The 16,146-nt window shown below is 66.3% G+C and carries 17 protein-coding genes; 9 read left to right on the top strand and 8 right to left on the bottom strand.

Annotation, left to right across the window (positions count from 1 at the left end):
* Positions 1-3: 3 nt before the first annotated feature.
* The gene (locus BJ987_RS21680; protein WP_209893132.1) at positions 4-1,320 is read left to right on the top strand and encodes a dihydrolipoamide acetyltransferase family protein; all 1,317 of its coding nucleotides are present in this window, start codon (positions 4-6) and stop codon (positions 1,318-1,320) included.
* Positions 1,321-1,419: 99 nt separating this feature from the next.
* Positions 1,420-1,914 carry a phosphoribosyltransferase gene (locus BJ987_RS21675; RefSeq protein ID WP_209893130.1) on the top strand — a complete coding sequence of 165 codons (495 nt, stop codon included), beginning with the start codon at positions 1,420-1,422 and terminating at the stop codon, positions 1,912-1,914.
* A 327-nt stretch (positions 1,915-2,241) separates the two neighbouring features.
* Here BJ987_RS21675 and BJ987_RS21670 read toward each other — a convergent pair whose 3' ends face one another.
* Positions 2,242-4,245 carry an alkyl/aryl-sulfatase gene (locus tag BJ987_RS21670; RefSeq protein ID WP_209898850.1) on the bottom strand — a complete coding sequence of 668 codons (2,004 nt, stop codon included), beginning with the start codon at positions 4,243-4,245 and terminating at the stop codon, positions 2,242-2,244.
* 143 nt (positions 4,246-4,388) lie between these two features.
* Between BJ987_RS21670 and BJ987_RS21665 the strand changes: the two genes are divergently transcribed.
* On the top strand, positions 4,389-4,964 hold the full coding sequence (locus BJ987_RS21665) for a TetR/AcrR family transcriptional regulator (protein WP_307869707.1): 576 nt from the start codon (positions 4,389-4,391) through the stop codon (positions 4,962-4,964).
* Between the two features lie 13 nt (positions 4,965-4,977).
* Here BJ987_RS21665 and BJ987_RS21660 read toward each other — a convergent pair whose 3' ends face one another.
* Positions 4,978-5,373, bottom strand: a complete 396-nt coding sequence (locus BJ987_RS21660) for an alpha/beta fold hydrolase (protein ID WP_209899743.1) — start codon at positions 5,371-5,373, stop codon at positions 4,978-4,980.
* Here BJ987_RS21660 and BJ987_RS38250 point away from each other — a divergent pair.
* Positions 5,319-5,645 (top strand): TetR-like C-terminal domain-containing protein, encoded by a 327-nt coding sequence (locus BJ987_RS38250; protein WP_209893125.1) that lies wholly within the window; start codon positions 5,319-5,321, stop codon positions 5,643-5,645. The genes BJ987_RS21660 and BJ987_RS38250 overlap by 55 nt on opposite strands.
* 69 nt (positions 5,646-5,714) lie before the next feature.
* Here BJ987_RS38250 and BJ987_RS21650 read toward each other — a convergent pair whose 3' ends face one another.
* Together BJ987_RS21650 and BJ987_RS21645 are read right to left on the bottom strand one after the other, a co-directional pair.
* The gene (locus BJ987_RS21650; RefSeq protein WP_209893122.1) at positions 5,715-6,182 is read right to left on the bottom strand and encodes a YybH family protein; all 468 of its coding nucleotides are present in this window, start codon (positions 6,180-6,182) and stop codon (positions 5,715-5,717) included.
* Between the two features lie 10 nt (positions 6,183-6,192).
* The gene (locus BJ987_RS21645) at positions 6,193-6,777 is read right to left on the bottom strand and encodes an NADPH-dependent FMN reductase (protein WP_209893120.1); all 585 of its coding nucleotides are present in this window, start codon (positions 6,775-6,777) and stop codon (positions 6,193-6,195) included.
* A 131-nt stretch (positions 6,778-6,908) separates the two neighbouring features.
* Here BJ987_RS21645 and sigJ point away from each other — a divergent pair, with 131 nt between their 5' ends.
* Positions 6,909-7,787: an RNA polymerase sigma factor SigJ gene (gene sigJ, locus BJ987_RS21640; RefSeq protein WP_209893117.1), complete on the top strand. Its 879-nt coding sequence runs from the start codon at positions 6,909-6,911 to the stop codon at positions 7,785-7,787.
* Between the two features lie 88 nt (positions 7,788-7,875).
* Here the strand turns inward: sigJ and BJ987_RS21635 are convergent, their stop codons facing one another.
* Together BJ987_RS21635 and BJ987_RS21630 are read right to left on the bottom strand one after the other, a co-directional pair.
* Entirely contained in the window at positions 7,876-8,112 is a 237-nt protein-coding gene (locus BJ987_RS21635) for a hypothetical protein (RefSeq protein WP_209893114.1), read from the bottom strand.
* A 138-nt stretch (positions 8,113-8,250) separates the two neighbouring features.
* A complete protein-coding gene (locus tag BJ987_RS21630; protein ID WP_209893111.1) occupies positions 8,251-8,811 on the bottom strand; it encodes an EF-hand domain-containing protein in 561 nt (186 codons plus the stop codon).
* Between the two features lie 297 nt (positions 8,812-9,108).
* On the opposite strand from BJ987_RS21630, the gene BJ987_RS21625 reads away from it, so the two are divergent.
* Positions 9,109-10,218 carry a saccharopine dehydrogenase family protein gene (locus tag BJ987_RS21625; RefSeq protein WP_209893108.1) on the top strand — a complete coding sequence of 370 codons (1,110 nt, stop codon included), beginning with the start codon at positions 9,109-9,111 and terminating at the stop codon, positions 10,216-10,218.
* Positions 10,219-10,239: 21 nt separating this feature from the next.
* Here the strand turns inward: BJ987_RS21625 and BJ987_RS21620 are convergent, their stop codons facing one another.
* Positions 10,240-11,574, bottom strand: a complete 1,335-nt coding sequence (locus tag BJ987_RS21620) for an MFS transporter (RefSeq protein WP_209893105.1) — start codon at positions 11,572-11,574, stop codon at positions 10,240-10,242.
* A 180-nt stretch (positions 11,575-11,754) separates the two neighbouring features.
* Entirely contained in the window at positions 11,755-12,417 is a 663-nt protein-coding gene (locus BJ987_RS21615; protein ID WP_209893102.1) for a TetR/AcrR family transcriptional regulator, read from the bottom strand.
* A 124-nt stretch (positions 12,418-12,541) separates the two neighbouring features.
* On the opposite strand from BJ987_RS21615, the gene BJ987_RS21610 reads away from it, so the two are divergent.
* From BJ987_RS21610 to BJ987_RS21600, 3 genes are all read left to right on the top strand, one after another.
* A complete protein-coding gene (locus tag BJ987_RS21610; RefSeq protein ID WP_209893099.1) occupies positions 12,542-13,420 on the top strand; it encodes a shikimate dehydrogenase in 879 nt (292 codons plus the stop codon).
* The gene (locus tag BJ987_RS21605) at positions 13,417-15,366 is read left to right on the top strand and encodes a sugar phosphate isomerase/epimerase and 4-hydroxyphenylpyruvate domain-containing protein (RefSeq protein ID WP_209893096.1); all 1,950 of its coding nucleotides are present in this window, start codon (positions 13,417-13,419) and stop codon (positions 15,364-15,366) included. The genes BJ987_RS21610 and BJ987_RS21605 overlap by 4 nt, the downstream gene beginning before the upstream one ends.
* Positions 15,367-15,455: 89 nt before the next feature.
* Positions 15,456-16,145 (top strand): PAS and ANTAR domain-containing protein, encoded by a 690-nt coding sequence (locus tag BJ987_RS21600; protein ID WP_209898847.1) that lies wholly within the window; start codon positions 15,456-15,458, stop codon positions 16,143-16,145.
* Position 16,146: the final 1 nt, after the last annotated feature.

The raw sequence follows: 16,146 nt of genomic DNA, 5'->3' as shown, positions 1-16,146 counted from the left end.
AACATGCCTGAAATCACCATGCCCCGGTTGTCGGACACCATGGAAGACGGTGTCGTCTCCGCCTGGCTCAAAAAGGTGGGTGAGAAGATCGTCCGCGGCGAGATCGTCGCGGAGATCGAGACCGACAAGGCGCTCATGGAGCTCGAGGCCTACGACGACGGCGTGCTAGAGCGGATCATCGCCGAGGCCGGTACCCGAGTCCCGATCGGTGAACCGATCGCCATCGTCGGCGACGGTAGCGGCGCAGCGGCGGCGGCGAGCACATCGACGCCGCCCGCCGCATCGAGTACCGGTCCTGGTTCCGCCGGGAATGCTCCGCTCGGAGACCCCGGCGGCGCGCACACGTCGGCGCCGGAGTCCGCCGGAAGCGCTCGGCTCGAAGACCCCGTCGCCGAGCGCACGCACGCGATCGAATCGACAGGCGGTGAATCCGGCGCGAGGCAGAAGTCCTCGCCGTTGGCTCGCAAGATCGCCCGCGAGCTCGGCGTGGACCTCGCCGCCGTGACCGGCACCGGCCCCGGTGGCCGGGTTACCAAGCTGGACGTCGAATCAGCCCATGCCGCAACGAAACTCACCGCCGCCGCGGCCCCGGCGGCGGTCGTGCCGCAGACCGCTCCGCCGGCGTCGGGTAGCTACGAGGAAATCCCGCTGTCCACCATTCAGCGGGTGTCGGCCGGGAGACTCACGGAAAGCAAGCAGCAAGCCCCGCACATTTATCTGACCAGCGCTATCGACGTGACCGACCTGTTCGAGTTCCGCGGCCAGGTGAACGCCACGCTGGGCGAGTCCGGCGCGGGCAAGGTCAGCCTCAACGACCTGCTGGTCAAGGGTGTCGCCGTAGCCCTGCGCGCGAATCCGACGGTCAATGTCTCCTTTGCCGGGGACAAGCTGTTGCGGCACAACGGGATTCACCTGGGCATCGCGGTGGCGACCCCGGCCGGGCTGCTGGTGCCGGTGATCAAGGACGCCGACCGCAAAAGCGTCTCGGCCATCGCCGCCGAAATTCGCGACAAGGCCGAACGCGCCCGGGACCGTAAACTGCGCGCCGATGAGATGAGCGGGGGCACCTTCACCATCTCCAACCTGGGCATGTTCGGTATCGAGCACTTCACCGCGGTGATCAATCCGCCCGAGGCCGCCATTCTCGCGGTGGGTGCGGCCATCGACGAAGTGCGGCTGCGCGACGGGCAGGTGGTGAACCGAAAGATCCTGCGCCTCACCATGTCCGCCGATCATCGCGCCATCGACGGGGCGGTAGCGGCCCAGTTCCTGGCGCAAGTGAAGGATCTGCTCGAGCACCCGCTGCGCATCGTGACGTAGCGGCGCACCGCACCGGGCATGCGCGGAGCCGCCGGTCAGCCGACCGGCGGCTCCGCGCATGGTCTAGGTTCTTTCCCACCAGCATCGAAGGAGCCGCACATGTCGGATCGGGAAGAACTCACCTGGGATCTGTTCGGTTCCGCGAGCCGCACGCTCGCCGAGCAGATCGCCGACGACGGGTTCGAACCGGACCTCATCCTGTCCATCGCCCGCGGTGGACTGTTCGTCGCGGGTGCGCTCGGCTATGCCCTCGACGTGAAGAACCTGCACGTCATGAACGTCGAGTTCTATACCGGTGTCGACCAGCGCCTGGAACTGCCCGTCATGCTGCCGCCCGTCCCCCAGGCGGTCGACCTGGCCGGGGCGCGCGTGCTGGTCGCCGACGACGTCGCCGACACCGGCGCGACCCTGAAATTGGTGCGTGACTTCTGCGCCGACAAGGTCGCCGAGGTGCGCTGCGCGGTGATCTATCAGAAGCCGCATTCCGAGGTCGACTGTGAGTACGTATGGAAGCGCACCGACCGCTGGATCAACTTCCCCTGGTCGGTCCTGCCGCCCGTCGTCACCCGCGCCGCGCAGGTCCTCGACGCCTGATCGCAATAAACCTGTTTGATCCTCGATCGCCCGGGCATGTTGAGACATGGAGCGGGTCACCCAGTACCCGCCATACCGAAAGGGCGAGTACGTCGTGGATGCGTTGCTAACTGTGATCGGAGCAGGTTCGCTGGCGGTCATTGCCGTTCACGCATCAACCGTCGCGGTTCTCTCAGCGAAGGTGCGATCCAGCTTTCGGCAAGACAGCACCCTCGCGGCCCCGTCGGCGAGTCGCGCCGACGCGTACCCGAGATCGATGTCGAACACCCTTATCGCGAACTGAAGCCCGGAGCGCCGCGGCCAGCACTCGCGGCGTGCGAGCTCGGTTCAGGGCGTGACGAGGGCGAAACCCGGATTCGGCCGGCCGAACAGACCCTTGAGCGTCAACAGCACCGCAACGTTCCCGTCGACCTTGATATCGCCCTTCGTGACCGCCTCCTGCATATTGCCGCCGCCGATCATGTTCTGAATGAATCCCAGGCGAGTCAGAGTGATGGTCGCGTCGGGGGCGGGCAGGTTGTCGCCGGGCCAGCGGTCGTAATGCACGAAGACACCGTTGCGCAGTTCGGCACGGCGCGTGCGTTTGTCGTCGGGGAAGGTCCAGTCGGTGACGATGCGGGTGTCCCAGGCCTTCGGGCCGTCGAGGTTCAGCGAGATGGCGTCGAAGGCTTGGTCGACCGAGAGCGCGGCGAGCATCTGCCGCGAATTGGCCGCGGTCGGCGTGCCGAAGGAACCGTGCCGTAATTCGTGGGCGCCGGAGAGGTAGAAGTTGCGCCAGGTGGAGTTCTCCGCACCGTAGCCGAGCTGCTCGAACGTGCTGGCCTGCAGGTCTTTTGCCTTCTTGTGGTCCGGTTCGGCGAAGATGACGTAGTTGATCAATTGCGCGGCCCACCGGAAATCCGCCGCGTCATAGGCTTTTTGCGCCTTGCGCAGCACCTCGTCGGCCCCACCCATGGCGTCGACATGCCGCTTGGCGCCCTCCACCGGCGGGTGCTCCCACAGGTGCGCCGGATTGCCGTCGAACCAGCCCATGTAGCGCTGGTAGATGGCTTTCACGTTATGACTGACCGAACCGTAGTAACCGCGTGTGCTCCATGCCTTTTCGAGGGCGGGTGGCATGCGCATCATTTCGGCGATCTCGCTGCCGACGTAACCCTGGTTGAGCAAGCGCAAGGTCTGATCGTTGAGATAGCCGTACAGATCCCGTTGCAGCGAAAGGAATTCGACGATCCGCTCGGTGCCCCACACCGGCCAATGATGCGAGGAGAAAACCAGATCGGCCTGGCGCGCATACAGATTGATGGATTCGGTGAGGTATTTCGACCACACATGCGGGTCACGCACCAGCGCACCGCGCAGTGTCAGCAGGTTGTGCAGGGTATGCGTCGCGTTCTCGGCCATACAAAGGATCCGGCGGTCGGGGAAGTAGAGGTTCATTTCCGAGGGCGCCTCGGTACCGGGCGTCAACTGGAACACCATCCGGACACCGTCGACCACCTCCTGCTGGCCGGTGGTGGTGATGTCGCGAGTCGGGGCGATCAGACTGACGGTACCGACCGAAGTGGTCTGGCCGAGCCCGGCGCCGACCTGGCCCTTCGGCCCGCGGGGCAGGGCCGCGCCGTACATGTAGGCCGCGCGCCGCGCCATGGCGGTGCCGGCGAAAATGTTCTCGGCCACCGCGTGCTCGACCAGCCCGGCCGGAGCGAGCACCGGACAGCGGCCGGCCTCGACATCCTCGCGCGAGGTCACGCCGAGCGCTCCCCCGAAGTGGTCGACATGGGAGTGCGTGTAGATCAGACCGGTGACCGGACGGTTGCCGCGGTGCGCCCGATACAGCGCGAGCCCCGCGGCGGCGGTTTCGGTGGAGATCAGCGGGTCGATGACGACCACGCCTTGTTCGCCCTCGATGAGCGTCATGTTCGACAGGTCCAGCCCGCGGATCTGGTAGTAGCCGGGCGCGATTTCGTAGAGACCCTGTTTGACGGTGAGCTGCGAGTGCCGCCACAGGCTGGGATTGACCGACGCCGGGCACGAGCCCTGTAGGAAACCGTAGGACTCGGTGTCCCACACGACTTTTCCGCTGCCGTCCTTGACCGTGCCGGGTCGCAGCGCGGCGAGGAAACCCCGGTCGGCGTCGGCGAAATCGGTGGTGTCGGAGAACGGCAGAGTGGCGGCGACATTCCTGTTCGCCGTGACGATAGCCTCGGTCGGCTCGGTTTGACTGCTCGACGGGTTGACCTCCACGGCGGAATCACAACCGCTCAACGAAGCCCCGACCCCGATCGCGGCCAGCCCAGCAGCACCGGCGCCGAGCACTCCGCGCCGGGACATCCTCGACGACGTCTCGCTCGATGTGCTTCCGGTTTCCCTGTCGGCCACGACTGACTCCTCTTCGTTGCGGTGCGCGGGCGACCCACCCTAACCACTATTGCAGTAGCACTGCAATAGTGTCGCGCTCTGCCATAGTGGAAGCCGTGACCGCCCCCCGCCGAAGACGCAACCCCGAACAGACTCGCGCGGCCATCGTCGAAGCGCTGCTCACCGCCCTCAAAGCGGGTTCAGGCATCCCCACTGCCAAAGACATCGCCCAGCGCGCCGGCGTGTCCGAACGCAGCATTTTCGTGCACTTCACCGGCCGAGACGACCTGTTCATCGCCGCTGTCGAGGCGCAGTCGGACGCGGTGGAGCAGCTCATCACCCACCCCGATCCGACACTCCCCTTGGCCGACCGCATCGACGCGGTCGTGACGCAGAGCGCGGTCATCTTCGAAGCCCAGCGCTACCCCCGCGTGCTGGGCCTGCTCGAATCGCGAACTCTCCCCGCGGTCGACGCCCGCATGCGTTCGACCGACCAGCGCATCCGCGACAGTCTCGCCGAGGTATTCGGCACCGAACTCACCCGCGATGGACACGTGGACCGAGAACTGCTCGACCTGATCGATGCCACCGTCAGCTGGCCCTACCGGCACCACCTGATGGAACGGCGCGGTCTGTCCGAGCAGGCGGCGTCGAAAGCCATCGCCCGCGCGCTGCACGCGCTGCTGGGTTGAGTACCGCCGTCCATCAAGGGATTTCCCGGTGGTGGCACGCGGCGGCGACATCCAAGATGAGCCGGGAGAACACCACCGGCTCGGCGAGCGGGAGATAGTGGCCGGTGCGCGGGATGACGAGCAGGCGGCCCCGCGGGCACGCGTTCAGTGACCGCCGCTCTTCGGCACGGACGTGATCGCGTGCGCCGTTGATCAGCCAGGTGGGGCCGGGATAGCGCGCGAGGCTATCCCGCAGATCGAAATCTCGAAGCGCCGCAACAACATCCGGGATCGCCTCGGTGGCGATACCCCCGTCCTTGACGTCGTTTGCCACGCGGCGCGGCAGGACGGCGTCGAAGACGCGGCCGCTGACCCGTGCGCCCCCGTCCGATCGGCGAGACAGCGCCCGATGCGCAAGCAGGAACGGCATCGTGTGAGCCGGCGGTCCTGGCCGCGACGCCCAGCCGCCCGTCACTCGCCGCCATCGGCCGAGCTTTCTTCGCCGGTCGGCTGGAACGGGAACGCCCAGTCTTCGAACGGGCGGTTGCCCGCGGCGAATTGCCGCCAACCGTCGACCCGGCGCTGATCATGGACCTACTGGCGGGCGCGATCTGGTTCCGGCTGCTTCTTCGAGGGGAATCCGTGTCGCCCGAGTACGTCCACGAAATCATCGACCTGGTATTGCCCACCGAAACCAGATAGTGCGTCGCCCGCGCCGTGATCTCCGGGTTGACAAGGAGATTCGGCCCGGAGCTTGCCATCGCGGCCCGCTCAGGGCTCGAGGTCGGCTACGCCTTTGCCGCTCGCGAGGTCGAACGGCACCGAGACCTGGTCGTGGGCGATCAACCAGACGCCGTCGATTCTGCGCATGCCCAAGGTGGCCCGCACCCACATTCCGCTGGTGACAACGCCGTTCGTCAGCGTGCCGCTCAGTCGGCCGAAGGCGTGCACGAAGGCCACCTCGTCACCGGCGGTCACGCTGAGTTCACGGAACTCATAGGTCAGACTTTCGAAGAACGAGAACACCTTCGACCAGTTCTCGAGTTTCGCCGCGATCCCGACATGCTGTAGTGGCGGCTCGACATCGAAGGACACGACGTCCGGCGTATACAGCCGCCGCAGTGCCGCCGGATCCTTGGCGCGCAGGCCCTCGACCATCCGGTCGATCTGCCGACGGATGTCGGCTTCCGCCGCCCCGGCGCGGTCGGTGCGGGATCGGAAATCGTCGGCAACAGTCATGATCGACTCCTCAGGCATCGGCGAGGGTGGGTTCGGAGTTGGTCCGCAGTACGGCGAGCGCGGCGGTCCACGCGAGGACCTGATCGAGCGTCTTGCCCAGCGCGGCGAGATGATGCTCACGCGGGGTGAAGGTTGTGTGGTTCTCGAAATCGGTGAGCACCGAGATCGCGACCAGCTGGCTGACATCGGCCATACCGAGCGAGCCGCACACCGACCGCAGCTGCTCGACCGCGCGCACGCCGCCGAACACACCATAGGAGACGAATCCGATTGCCTTGTGATTCCATTCGGCGCAGACATGGTCGAAGGCGTTCTTGATCACCCCGGGCACGCCGCCGTTGTACTCCGGGGTCACCAGCACGAAGCCGTCGAAGGAGCCGACCCGCTCGGCCCAGGCGCGAGTGTGCGCGTTGACCGAGGGGCCGGCCATCGGCGGTGTCGCCTCGTCGAGATGCGGTAGCGGATGCTCGCGCAGGTCGATCAGTTCGTAGTCGGCGTCGCCGCGCCGTACCGCCGAATCCACTACCCACTGCGCGACCTGAGGGCCGCGCCGGTTGGGCCGGGTGCTGCCGAGGATGATGCCGATTCTGGTCATTTCCGAAGCTCCTGCTTTCCTGAAGGGGTCATCCCTCCGACGAAGCAGCCGTCCGGAATGTCAGGCCGCCTGACAATTCGGGCCGCTGATTCGTCGGTCTCCATGGGGACACGCGATCGAAGGAGCCGACCATGACCGACCCGCAGCTGGCCGCGGTGATCAGCGAGCGTCGACAGCTGATCAATCTCGCCTACCGGTTGCTCGGCTCCCTGGCCGAAGCCGAAGACGTGGTGCAGGAAACCTACGCACGCTGGTATGCCCTGCCCGAGCGGCAGCGGCGGGAGGTGGCCGCACCCGGGGCGTGGCTGACGACGGTCGCCAGCCGGGTCTGCCTCGACCTGCTGGGCTCCGCGCGCGCCAGACGCGAACAGTATGTCGGCGAATGGATTCCGGAGCCGGTGCCCGGCCCGGACGGCCCCGACACCCTCGACCCCGCCGACCGGGTCACCCTGGACGAGTCGATCAGCATGGCCTTCCTCATCGTGCTGGATTCCATGACACCCGCCGAGCGCGTGGCCTTCGTCCTGCACGACGTCTTCCGATATTCCTTCGCCGAGGTCGGCCAGATCGTCGGGCGCACACCTGCGGCCTGCCGTCAGCTTGCCTTCAGTGCCCGCCGCCGCATCGACACCTCCCGGGCCGCTTCGACCGACGAACGCGCCGAGGTGATCCGCGACTTCAAACGAGCCTGGGAGACAGGCGATATCGCAGCGCTGATCAGCGTGCTCGATCCCCGGGCGACCGCGACCGCCGACGGCGGTGGCCTCGTGCCCGCATTCCTCGATCCGATTATCGGCGGCGCGCAGATCGCGCGCGCGTGGATGGAACTGGCCGCCCTCGCGCCGGCGCCGACGCTGCTTGAGCGCACGGTGAACGGCCAGCCCGGTCTGGTAGCCGAGCTCGACGGCGTCATCATCTCGGTCTACGCCTTCGACATCGCCGATAGCCGGATCACTCGCATCTGGGTGATCCGGAATCCGGAGAAACTGCGACCCTGGACAACCGGTTGAGCCCGTCGCGAGCGGAGCTCGACTGAGCTCCGTCGCAACGAGGTGTCATCGCGCGTCCAGGCATGCTACGGAATTATGGTGTCCGCACTCACCATTGGGCGGTGAGCTCGACCGGCAGCAGCCCTTCCTGGCTGCGCAGCTGGTCGGCGACCGTGACGAGCTCGGCAAGGGCCTCATCCGACAACCCCGCCGCAACGCGGCTCACCAGGTGCACGGCGTGGTTGCGCTGGTCATGGACCGTCGTTGCGACCGCCATTCGGTCGCCGAGCACCTCGAGGAACGAGCCGGCTCGGTTCTGCAAGGCGGATTCTCGCGTTTGGGGCACGTTCGGGTTTTCCCTCCAGCTAGAAGTGTGGGCAAGAGCTGCCCTTGGACGAGCATCGAGTTCGGTCATGGTGACCCGGCACGCGATACCCGTTCCGCACGCAGCCAAACAGCGAACAGGAAAACTATTTTTTGGCCCTCACTTCGGGAGCTCACCGAGGAGCCAGCTGCCGGTACTGTCCGGATCCTCGTCGAAGTAGTAGTCATGGATCGCGCGCAGCAGGTCCTCGACGGTGATGTGACCGTCACCGTCGCTGTCGAGGCGCTGGTGGATCGCACGGGCGTCGGTGTCGGGCAGATGCATCAACGCGCCGGTCCAGCGCACATATTCGTCGGCGTCGAGCAGACCGTCGCCATCGACGTCGGCGATACTCATGATCGCCTCCAGGAACGGGCGATAGCCCAGCTCGAAAGATTCCTCGGTCACCAGCAGCCGTGCGGCGAACGCCCGCTGGTACTCGGCCGGTTCGATCGTGGCGTCACCATCGGTGTCGGCCGCCGACGCCAGCGCCTCCCACAATTCGAGGCTCAACTCCGTCAACCGGTGCCGGGCGGGAGAGTCGGTGTCATGACCGAACTCCGCGGCCAATGCCGCCGCCGAAGCTTCGAAGTCCGAGCGGTCGATGCGACCGTCACCGTCGAAATCGAAAGTCTGAAACCGCCGTTCGAGCTTGCGCCGGAGAAAATCGCTGATCTGCATGCCGCGTCCCCTTCACCGAATCACCGTAGGACCGGCCCACGTCGAGCGCGGTCGCGGTCCAGTATCGGCGTAGTCGCCCTGTGCCAAGGCGGTTACGCCTCAGGAACCTCCGTCGCGAGACGTTAAGAGAGTGAAAGGCTAGCTATCTCATTTCATGACATGCTAGACATGTCGAGAACCGCTGCCGGCCCGATTCCGCGTACGCGCCCGCCGGTAGGGCGTCTTCGACGCAGGTACCGTGCAGTCGAAAAGTGCTGCGAACCAACATCTTTCATCGGATAAGCAGATAGGACGGCAATGCCGAAAGTCGTATTGTTCGGGGCGACCGGGTACACCGGACGCCTGACGGCCGAAGTTCTCCTCGCACGCGGCGCCGATCCCGTGCTGGCGGGGCGCAACCCGACAGCTTTGGCGAAACTCGCCGCCGATCTCGGCGGCGCACGCACCGCGGTCGCCGACGTCACCGACCCGACTTCGGTGCGCGCCCTGCTGGATCGCGGTGATGTCTTGGTGACCACGGTCGGTCCGTTCCTGCGCCACGGCCGCCCCGCGCTGGACGCGGCGATCTCCGCGCGAGCCCATTACATCGACTCCACCGGCGAAGGTCCGTTCATCCGCACCGTGTTCGAGCGCGACGAGCAAGCCCGTGCCGCCGGAGTGGGACTGCTGACCGCGTTCGGATTCGACTATGTCCCGGGCAATTTGGCGGCCGGGCTGGCTCTGCGTGCGGCACCCACCGCTGTCCGCGCCGACATCGGCTACTTCATGGACAATCCCGGAACCAGCGGCGGCACCCGCGCCTCCATGGCCGGGATGCTGTTCGAATCCGGCTTCGCCCTGCGCAACGGGCAAGTCGTGACCGAGCGCACCGGCGCACATCTGCGGTCCTTCGAGGTCGCCGGCGCGACTCGAACGGGTGTGTCGATCCCGGGTTCGGAGCATTTCGCCCTCACTCGCTCCCCCCCGCACCTGCGTGCGGTCGACGTCTTCCTCGGTTTGCCGCCGCTCGCGGCGCAAGGCCTGCGCGCCGGATCCCGGTTGACCGCGGTCGCCGCGCAGCTACCCCCGCTGAAGCGGGTGCTCGACGATGTCCTGGCCCGAACCGTGCGAGGCTCCACCGGTGGTCCGAGCGCCGGAGCTCGCAGCCGCGCCCGAGCGCGGGTGGTCGCCGAAGCTCGCGACGATTCCGGAAACACGCTGGCACGAGTCACTCTGGAAGGCGGCGATCCCTACGATTTCACCGCCGCGATCATGGCCTGGGCCGCCGGCACCGCCCTGGACGGTGGCCTCAGCGGCACCGGCGCGCTCGGTCCGGTCGACGCGTTCGGTCTCGACGCGCTGCACGCCGCCGTCCGCGACGCGGGCTGGACCGACCACCCCGCGACCTCCGGAACTGAACGCCGGTAAAGCCGCGGGCGGTCGAACCGATCAGGCCTTGCCGAGTTGGGTCAGTGGAACCTTGAAGGTTTCGCGCGCGGTGGCCGCGGATACCGCGGCGATCACACAGCAGGCGGCGACCAGCAGCGCCACCGGCAGCCAGTTCGTGCGACTGTCGCCGATCAGCGTCCAGGCGATCGTCGGCGCGAAACCCGCTGCGGCGAAACCGATCTGGGTGCCGATCGCGATACCGGAGAAGCGTACCCGGGTGCTGAACATCTCAGCGTAGAAGGAGGGCCAGATCGCGTTGGGCGCGCTGTAGCAGACGCCGATGAGAACCACGCCGGCCAGGAAGATCAGCGGCACGTTGCCGGACATGATCGCGTTGAAGTACACGAAAATCATGACAGCGCAACCGAGTACGCCGGTGATGAATACCGGTTTGCGCCCGACCCGGTCGGACAGCACGGCCAGCGCCGGCTGCGCGGCCAGGGCGACGACGTTGGCCGAGACCGCGACCAGCAACATGGTGGTCCGGCTGATCCCCACTTCGTCGCTGGTGGCGAAGGCCAGGCCGAACACCGAGAAAACGCTGCTGCAGACGGCGATGAAGGCGCAGAGGATCACCCGGAACACGTCGGCGGCCTGCGTCCGGAACAGCGCCAGCACAGGGAATTTCGCCACTTGGTTCGACTGTCGTTCCTCCTCGAAGACCTCCGGCTCTTCGAGTTTGCGGCGCACCACATAGGCGAGCACCACGACCAGGAGTGAGAACCAGAACGGCACGCGCCAGCCCCAGGTCAGCAACGTTTCCTCGGGCAACGTCGCCACGACGAGAAACACCAGGGTGGCGAGGATGAAACCGGCCTGCGTGCCGGTGAGTGTCCAGCTGGTGAAGAAGGCCCGGCGGCCGAAGGGGGCGTGTTCGAGGGTCAGGGAGTTGGCCCCGCTCTGCTCGCCCGCCGCGGAGATCCCCTGTAGTACCCGCAGCAGCACCAGCAGAATGGGGGCAACGACCCCGATTGCGGCATAGCTCGGAAGACAGCCGATCAGGAAGGTCGAGACTCCCATCAGCACCAGGGTCAGCAGCATCACGCGCTTGCGTCCGATCCGGTCACCGAAATGGCCGAGCAGGACCGCGCCGAACGGTCGCGCGATGTAGGCGACGCCGAAGGTCGCGAGGGCGAGCAAAGTGCCCATCGCCGGATCGGCCTTGGAGAAGAAAACCTTGCCGAACACCAGCGCGGCGGCCGAGGCATAGATGTAGAAGTCGTAGTACTCGAGCATGCTGCCGAGGAAGCTGGCGGCGGCGGCCCGCTTGACCTTGGTCGTGTCGGCCGGAGGTCCGGCACCGGGTTCGTTCGCGTCCAGCGTGCTGGCGGTCATGGCTTCTCCTGAAAATCAACAGCTCTGGTTCGCGATGCGAACGACTGTGCGGAATGCGGCGAGTTGAAATGTAATCCACGTCACCGGCGTGAGCAACAGTATTAACCAAATAGTTCATTAAACGCCACAACCGGCTGCTCACCAGGGAGTAGCCGGTTGCGACGGGTGGACCGCGCGCGATCAGTCCGCGTGGTGCCGGAGGAAGGCGACGACCATATCGGCCAGGATGCGGCGCTGATGATCGTGAGATTCGGGGGCGATCATGTCCCGGCCGAAGAGGGCCAGCCAGGTATGCCGATTGGCGATGCGGAATACGCAGTAGCTACTGATGATCATGTGCACGTCGAGGGCGTCGACGTCGGAACGGAACACACCGCGGTCCTGACCCTCGGACAGAATCTGGGAGAGCAGGTCGGCGGCCGGAGTGCCGAGCCGCATGAGCACCTCGGATCTGCGGATATGTTCCCCGCGCAGCAGATTCTCGCCGGCCACCAGCCGGATGAAATCCGGGTGCTGTTCGTGATGGTCGAAGGTCAACTCGGCCAGTGCGCGAATCGCCTCGACCGGGCCGAGCCCGGAGGTGTCGAGATCGCGCTCGAGTGCGCGGATCGCGCCGTAGGACTGCTCGAGCACCGCCTGATACAGGCCCTCTTTGTCACCGAAGTAGTAATAGATCATCCGCTTGGTGGTATGCGTGCGCTCGGCGATCAAATCCATTCTCGCACCGGCGAAGCCGTTGTCGGCGAACTCCTTGGTCGCCACGGTCAGGATGTTCTCCTTGGTGCGATCGCTGTCGCGCCTGCGCTTGACCGGTTTCCCGAGGCTGATGTCGTTCGCAGGCATGAGCCAACTCTAGCCAGACCGCACCGTCCGACCCGCGATGGCTTGACGGAGAAGCTACGCTGGACTTAATTAACTCACTAGTTCGTACATTACGTGACCGCCGTCGACCCTCAGGAGATTTCACGTGACCGATTCCATCCTGTGTGGCCTGATCGGAACCGGTGTCGAGCCGTCGCTGACTCCCGCGTTGCACGAGGAGGAGGGCCGACGCCAAGGGCTCACCTACGTGTACCGGACCATCGACCTCGACACTCTCGGACTGACCGTCGCCGACCTGCCCCGGCTGCTCCGCGGCGCGCGCGACCTCGGATTTCGCGGCCTCAACATCACCCATCCGTGCAAGCAGGCGGTGATCGAATGCCTCGATGAGCTATCGGTCGACGCCGAGCGACTCGGCGCGGTGAACACCGTGCTGTTCGAGCAGGGACGAGCCGTCGGCCACAACACCGACTGGTCCGGGTTCGGCCGCAACTTCGATCGTGGCCTGCCCGGCGCACGCCTCGACGAGGTAGTTCAACTCGGGGCCGGCGGCGCGGGGGCCGCGGTGGCCTACGGGCTGCTCACCCGCGGCGTGCGCAAGCTGGTGCTGGTCGATCAGGAGCGCGAACGTGCGCGGGCACTGGCGGATTCGTTCGCGACGCTGTTCGAGACCGCGGTGATCGAGACCGCGGATCCCGGCGAGTTGCCGCCCGTCCTGGCGCGCGCGGACGGGCTGGTCCATGCGACCCCGATGGGGATGGCGGCGCATCCGGGTTCCGCCGTTCCGATCGAGGTGTTGCGGCCGGAGCTGTGGGTGGCCGAGGTGGTCTACCGGCCGCTCGACACCGAGTTGCTGCGGGCCGCGCGGGCCGCGGGGGCACGAACTCTCGACGGCGGCGGCATGGCCGTCTATCAGGCGGTGGAGGCTTTTCGCATCTTCACCGGCATCGAACCCGATGCCGAGCGGATGTACACGCACATGGCCGCCCTGGTCCACAGCGAAGAACTGGAGGCGGTCCGATGATCGAGCGTGCCGAAACCGGCCGAGGTCGGGTACGTACCTCGGTGGCGACGGTGTCGTTGAGCGGATCGCTCGAGGACAAACTCACCGCCATCGCGGAGGCGGGTTTCGATGGATTCGAGGTATTCGAACCCGATTTCGTCAGCTCCGCCTCCACCCCGGCCGAACTACGCGCCCACGCCGCCGATCTGGGGTTGAGCATCGATCTGTACCAGCCGTTCCGCGACCTCGATTCGGTCGACGACCAGCAGTTCGCGCGAAATCTCGTGCGGGCCGAACGCAAATTCGAGCTGATGCGCGCGCTGGGTTGCGACACCATGCTCGTGTGCTCCTCGCCGCTGCCCACCGCCGTGCGGGACGACGCCCGCCTGGCCGAGCAGCTGTCCGAACTCGCGAACCGCGCGGAGCGGCACGGTTTACGGATCGCCTACGAGGCGCTGGCCTGGGGCGCGCACGTCAACACCTATCGGCACGCGTGGCGCGTTGTCGCCGACGCGAACCACCCGGCGCTGGGTACCTGCCTGGACAGCTTCCACATCCTGTCCCGCGGTGATGATCCGAGCGGAATTCGCGACATCCCTGGCGACAAGATCTTCTTTCTGCAACTCGCGGACGCACCACGACTGTCGATGGATGTGCTCTCGTGGAGCCGGCATCACCGCAATTTCCCCGGGCAGGGCAACTTCGACCTCGCCACCTTCGGCGCACACGTCCAAGCCGCCGGTTACACGGGGCCGTGGTCGCTCGAAATATTCAACGATGTGTTCCGGCACGCAGCCACCGGCCGCACCGCGGTGGACGCGCACCGCTCGCTACTGCATCTACAGGAGGAAGTGGCCCGAGTCCAAGCCACCGAGGTCGATACCACCGGCGGACTGGCCATGTTCACCCCGCCGCCACGGGCACCTATCGATGGGGTGGTCTCCCTGCGGCTGGCAGCGGGGCCCGCTATGGCTGACCGATTGGATAAGGCGTTGGGACACATAGGGTTTCAGCTCGTCGGCAGACATCGCGGCCACGACCTGCAACTGTGGCGCCACGGCGCGCTGACCATCGCGGTCGACGCCACCCCCGGCACGGTGTGGACGGCACCCGGCATCCCCGCCGACCTGCCCACGCTGACCCAGATCGGTATCCGCTCCGACGACCCCGAAGGCTGGGCCCGCCGGGCCCGGGCATTGGAGCTGCACGCGCGCGAGGTCGAACTGCCCGGGGCCGACCACGGCCCGGGCTCGGATGTGGTGCGCCTCGCGATCACCGACGCGACCTCCCTGGATCTGCGCGGACCGGCCAGCGCGGCGGCATGGCAGTCGGCGTTCGAGATCTATCCGCGCAATGAGACCCGGTGGCGTGGGCAACAGGCGCTGTTCACCGGCGTGGATCACATCGCGCTGGCGGTGCCCACCGACAGCTGGGACGGTGTCATGCTGTCGCTGCGCTCGGTGTTGGGCATGCAGCCGCACGAGGGTCTGGATGTCGCCGACGCGATGGGCCTGATCCATACCCAGGCTTTGACCTTGACCGAGCGAGACGGCGTCGGCACCCTGCGGATACTGCTGAATATGGTGCCGGGCAGCGTCACGGGGACCGCGGACCTGCCCGCACCGCGACGCGGGGGCGTCACGCACATCGCCTTCGCCTGCGACAACATCTTCGCCACCGCGGCCGGGTTGCGAGCCAATGGGCACGTGCCGCTACCGATCTCGATCAACTACTACGACGATCTCCAGGCCAGGTTCGGTGTGGCTCCCGAGTTGCTCGACCGCATGCGCCACGACGGCATCCTTTACGACGCGAACGAGGACGGGGAGTTCTTCCACCTGTTCACCCAGACCGTCGGGGCGGACCTGTTCTTCGAAGTCGTCCAACGCGTCGGCGACTACCAAGGATATGGCGAGATCAACGCCGCCGTCCGGCTCTCCGCTCAGATACGTCAGAGCAACACCTAGACCGGACGCGCGACGGAACGCGATCTCGGCGACGCCCACCTCGGTTTCCACTGTCCGCCCGAGCGGTGCAGACTGAGACGGTGACCGACATGGAGCAAGCGATTCCCGACGCCGCCGAGGTGGCACAGACCGACGAGCCCGGCGTCGCTGAAGTCGAGACCGTGATCGCCGCGGGAACGCCGCAGCCCATCGGAAGCTTTCGTTTCTGGTTCGCCGATCAGCGCTGGGAATGGTCGGACGAGGTCGCCGCCATGCACGGTTACGCGCCGGGCGAAGTGGAGCCGACAACCGAGCTGCTGCTCGCGCACAAACATCCCGACGACCGCGACCGGGTCGCGGGCGCTATCACGATGATGCTCGAGAACGGAGAGGCGTTCTCCAGCAGGCATCGGATCATCGATACCGGCGGCTACGAACACGAAGTGATCGCCGTGGCAGACCTGATGACCGACGATGAGGGCTCGGTGGTCGGCACGACCGGGTACTACATCGACATCACCGACGTCGTCGACGATGACGAGGAAACTCTGGCCGAGTTCTATGAGGGCCGGGAAACGATCGAGCAAGCCAAAGGCGCGCTCATGCTCGTGTATGGGCTGACGCCGGATCAAGCGTTCCGGTTGCTCCGATGGCGGTCGCAGGAAACCAATATCAAATTGCGCGCGCTCGCCACCCAGCTGGTGGCCGAACTACGACCGCTCAGCAGCGAGATACCGCAATTCCGGACGCGCTTCGATCATCGGTTGCTGACTTTGCACGAACGGCTGCAGTCGAACTGAG

This window comes from Nocardia goodfellowii, assembly GCF_017875645.1.
In the GTDB taxonomy this organism is placed as follows: Bacteria; Actinomycetota; Actinomycetes; order Mycobacteriales; family Mycobacteriaceae; genus Nocardia; species Nocardia goodfellowii.
This window is presented reverse-complemented; position numbering and strand designations above follow the sequence as displayed.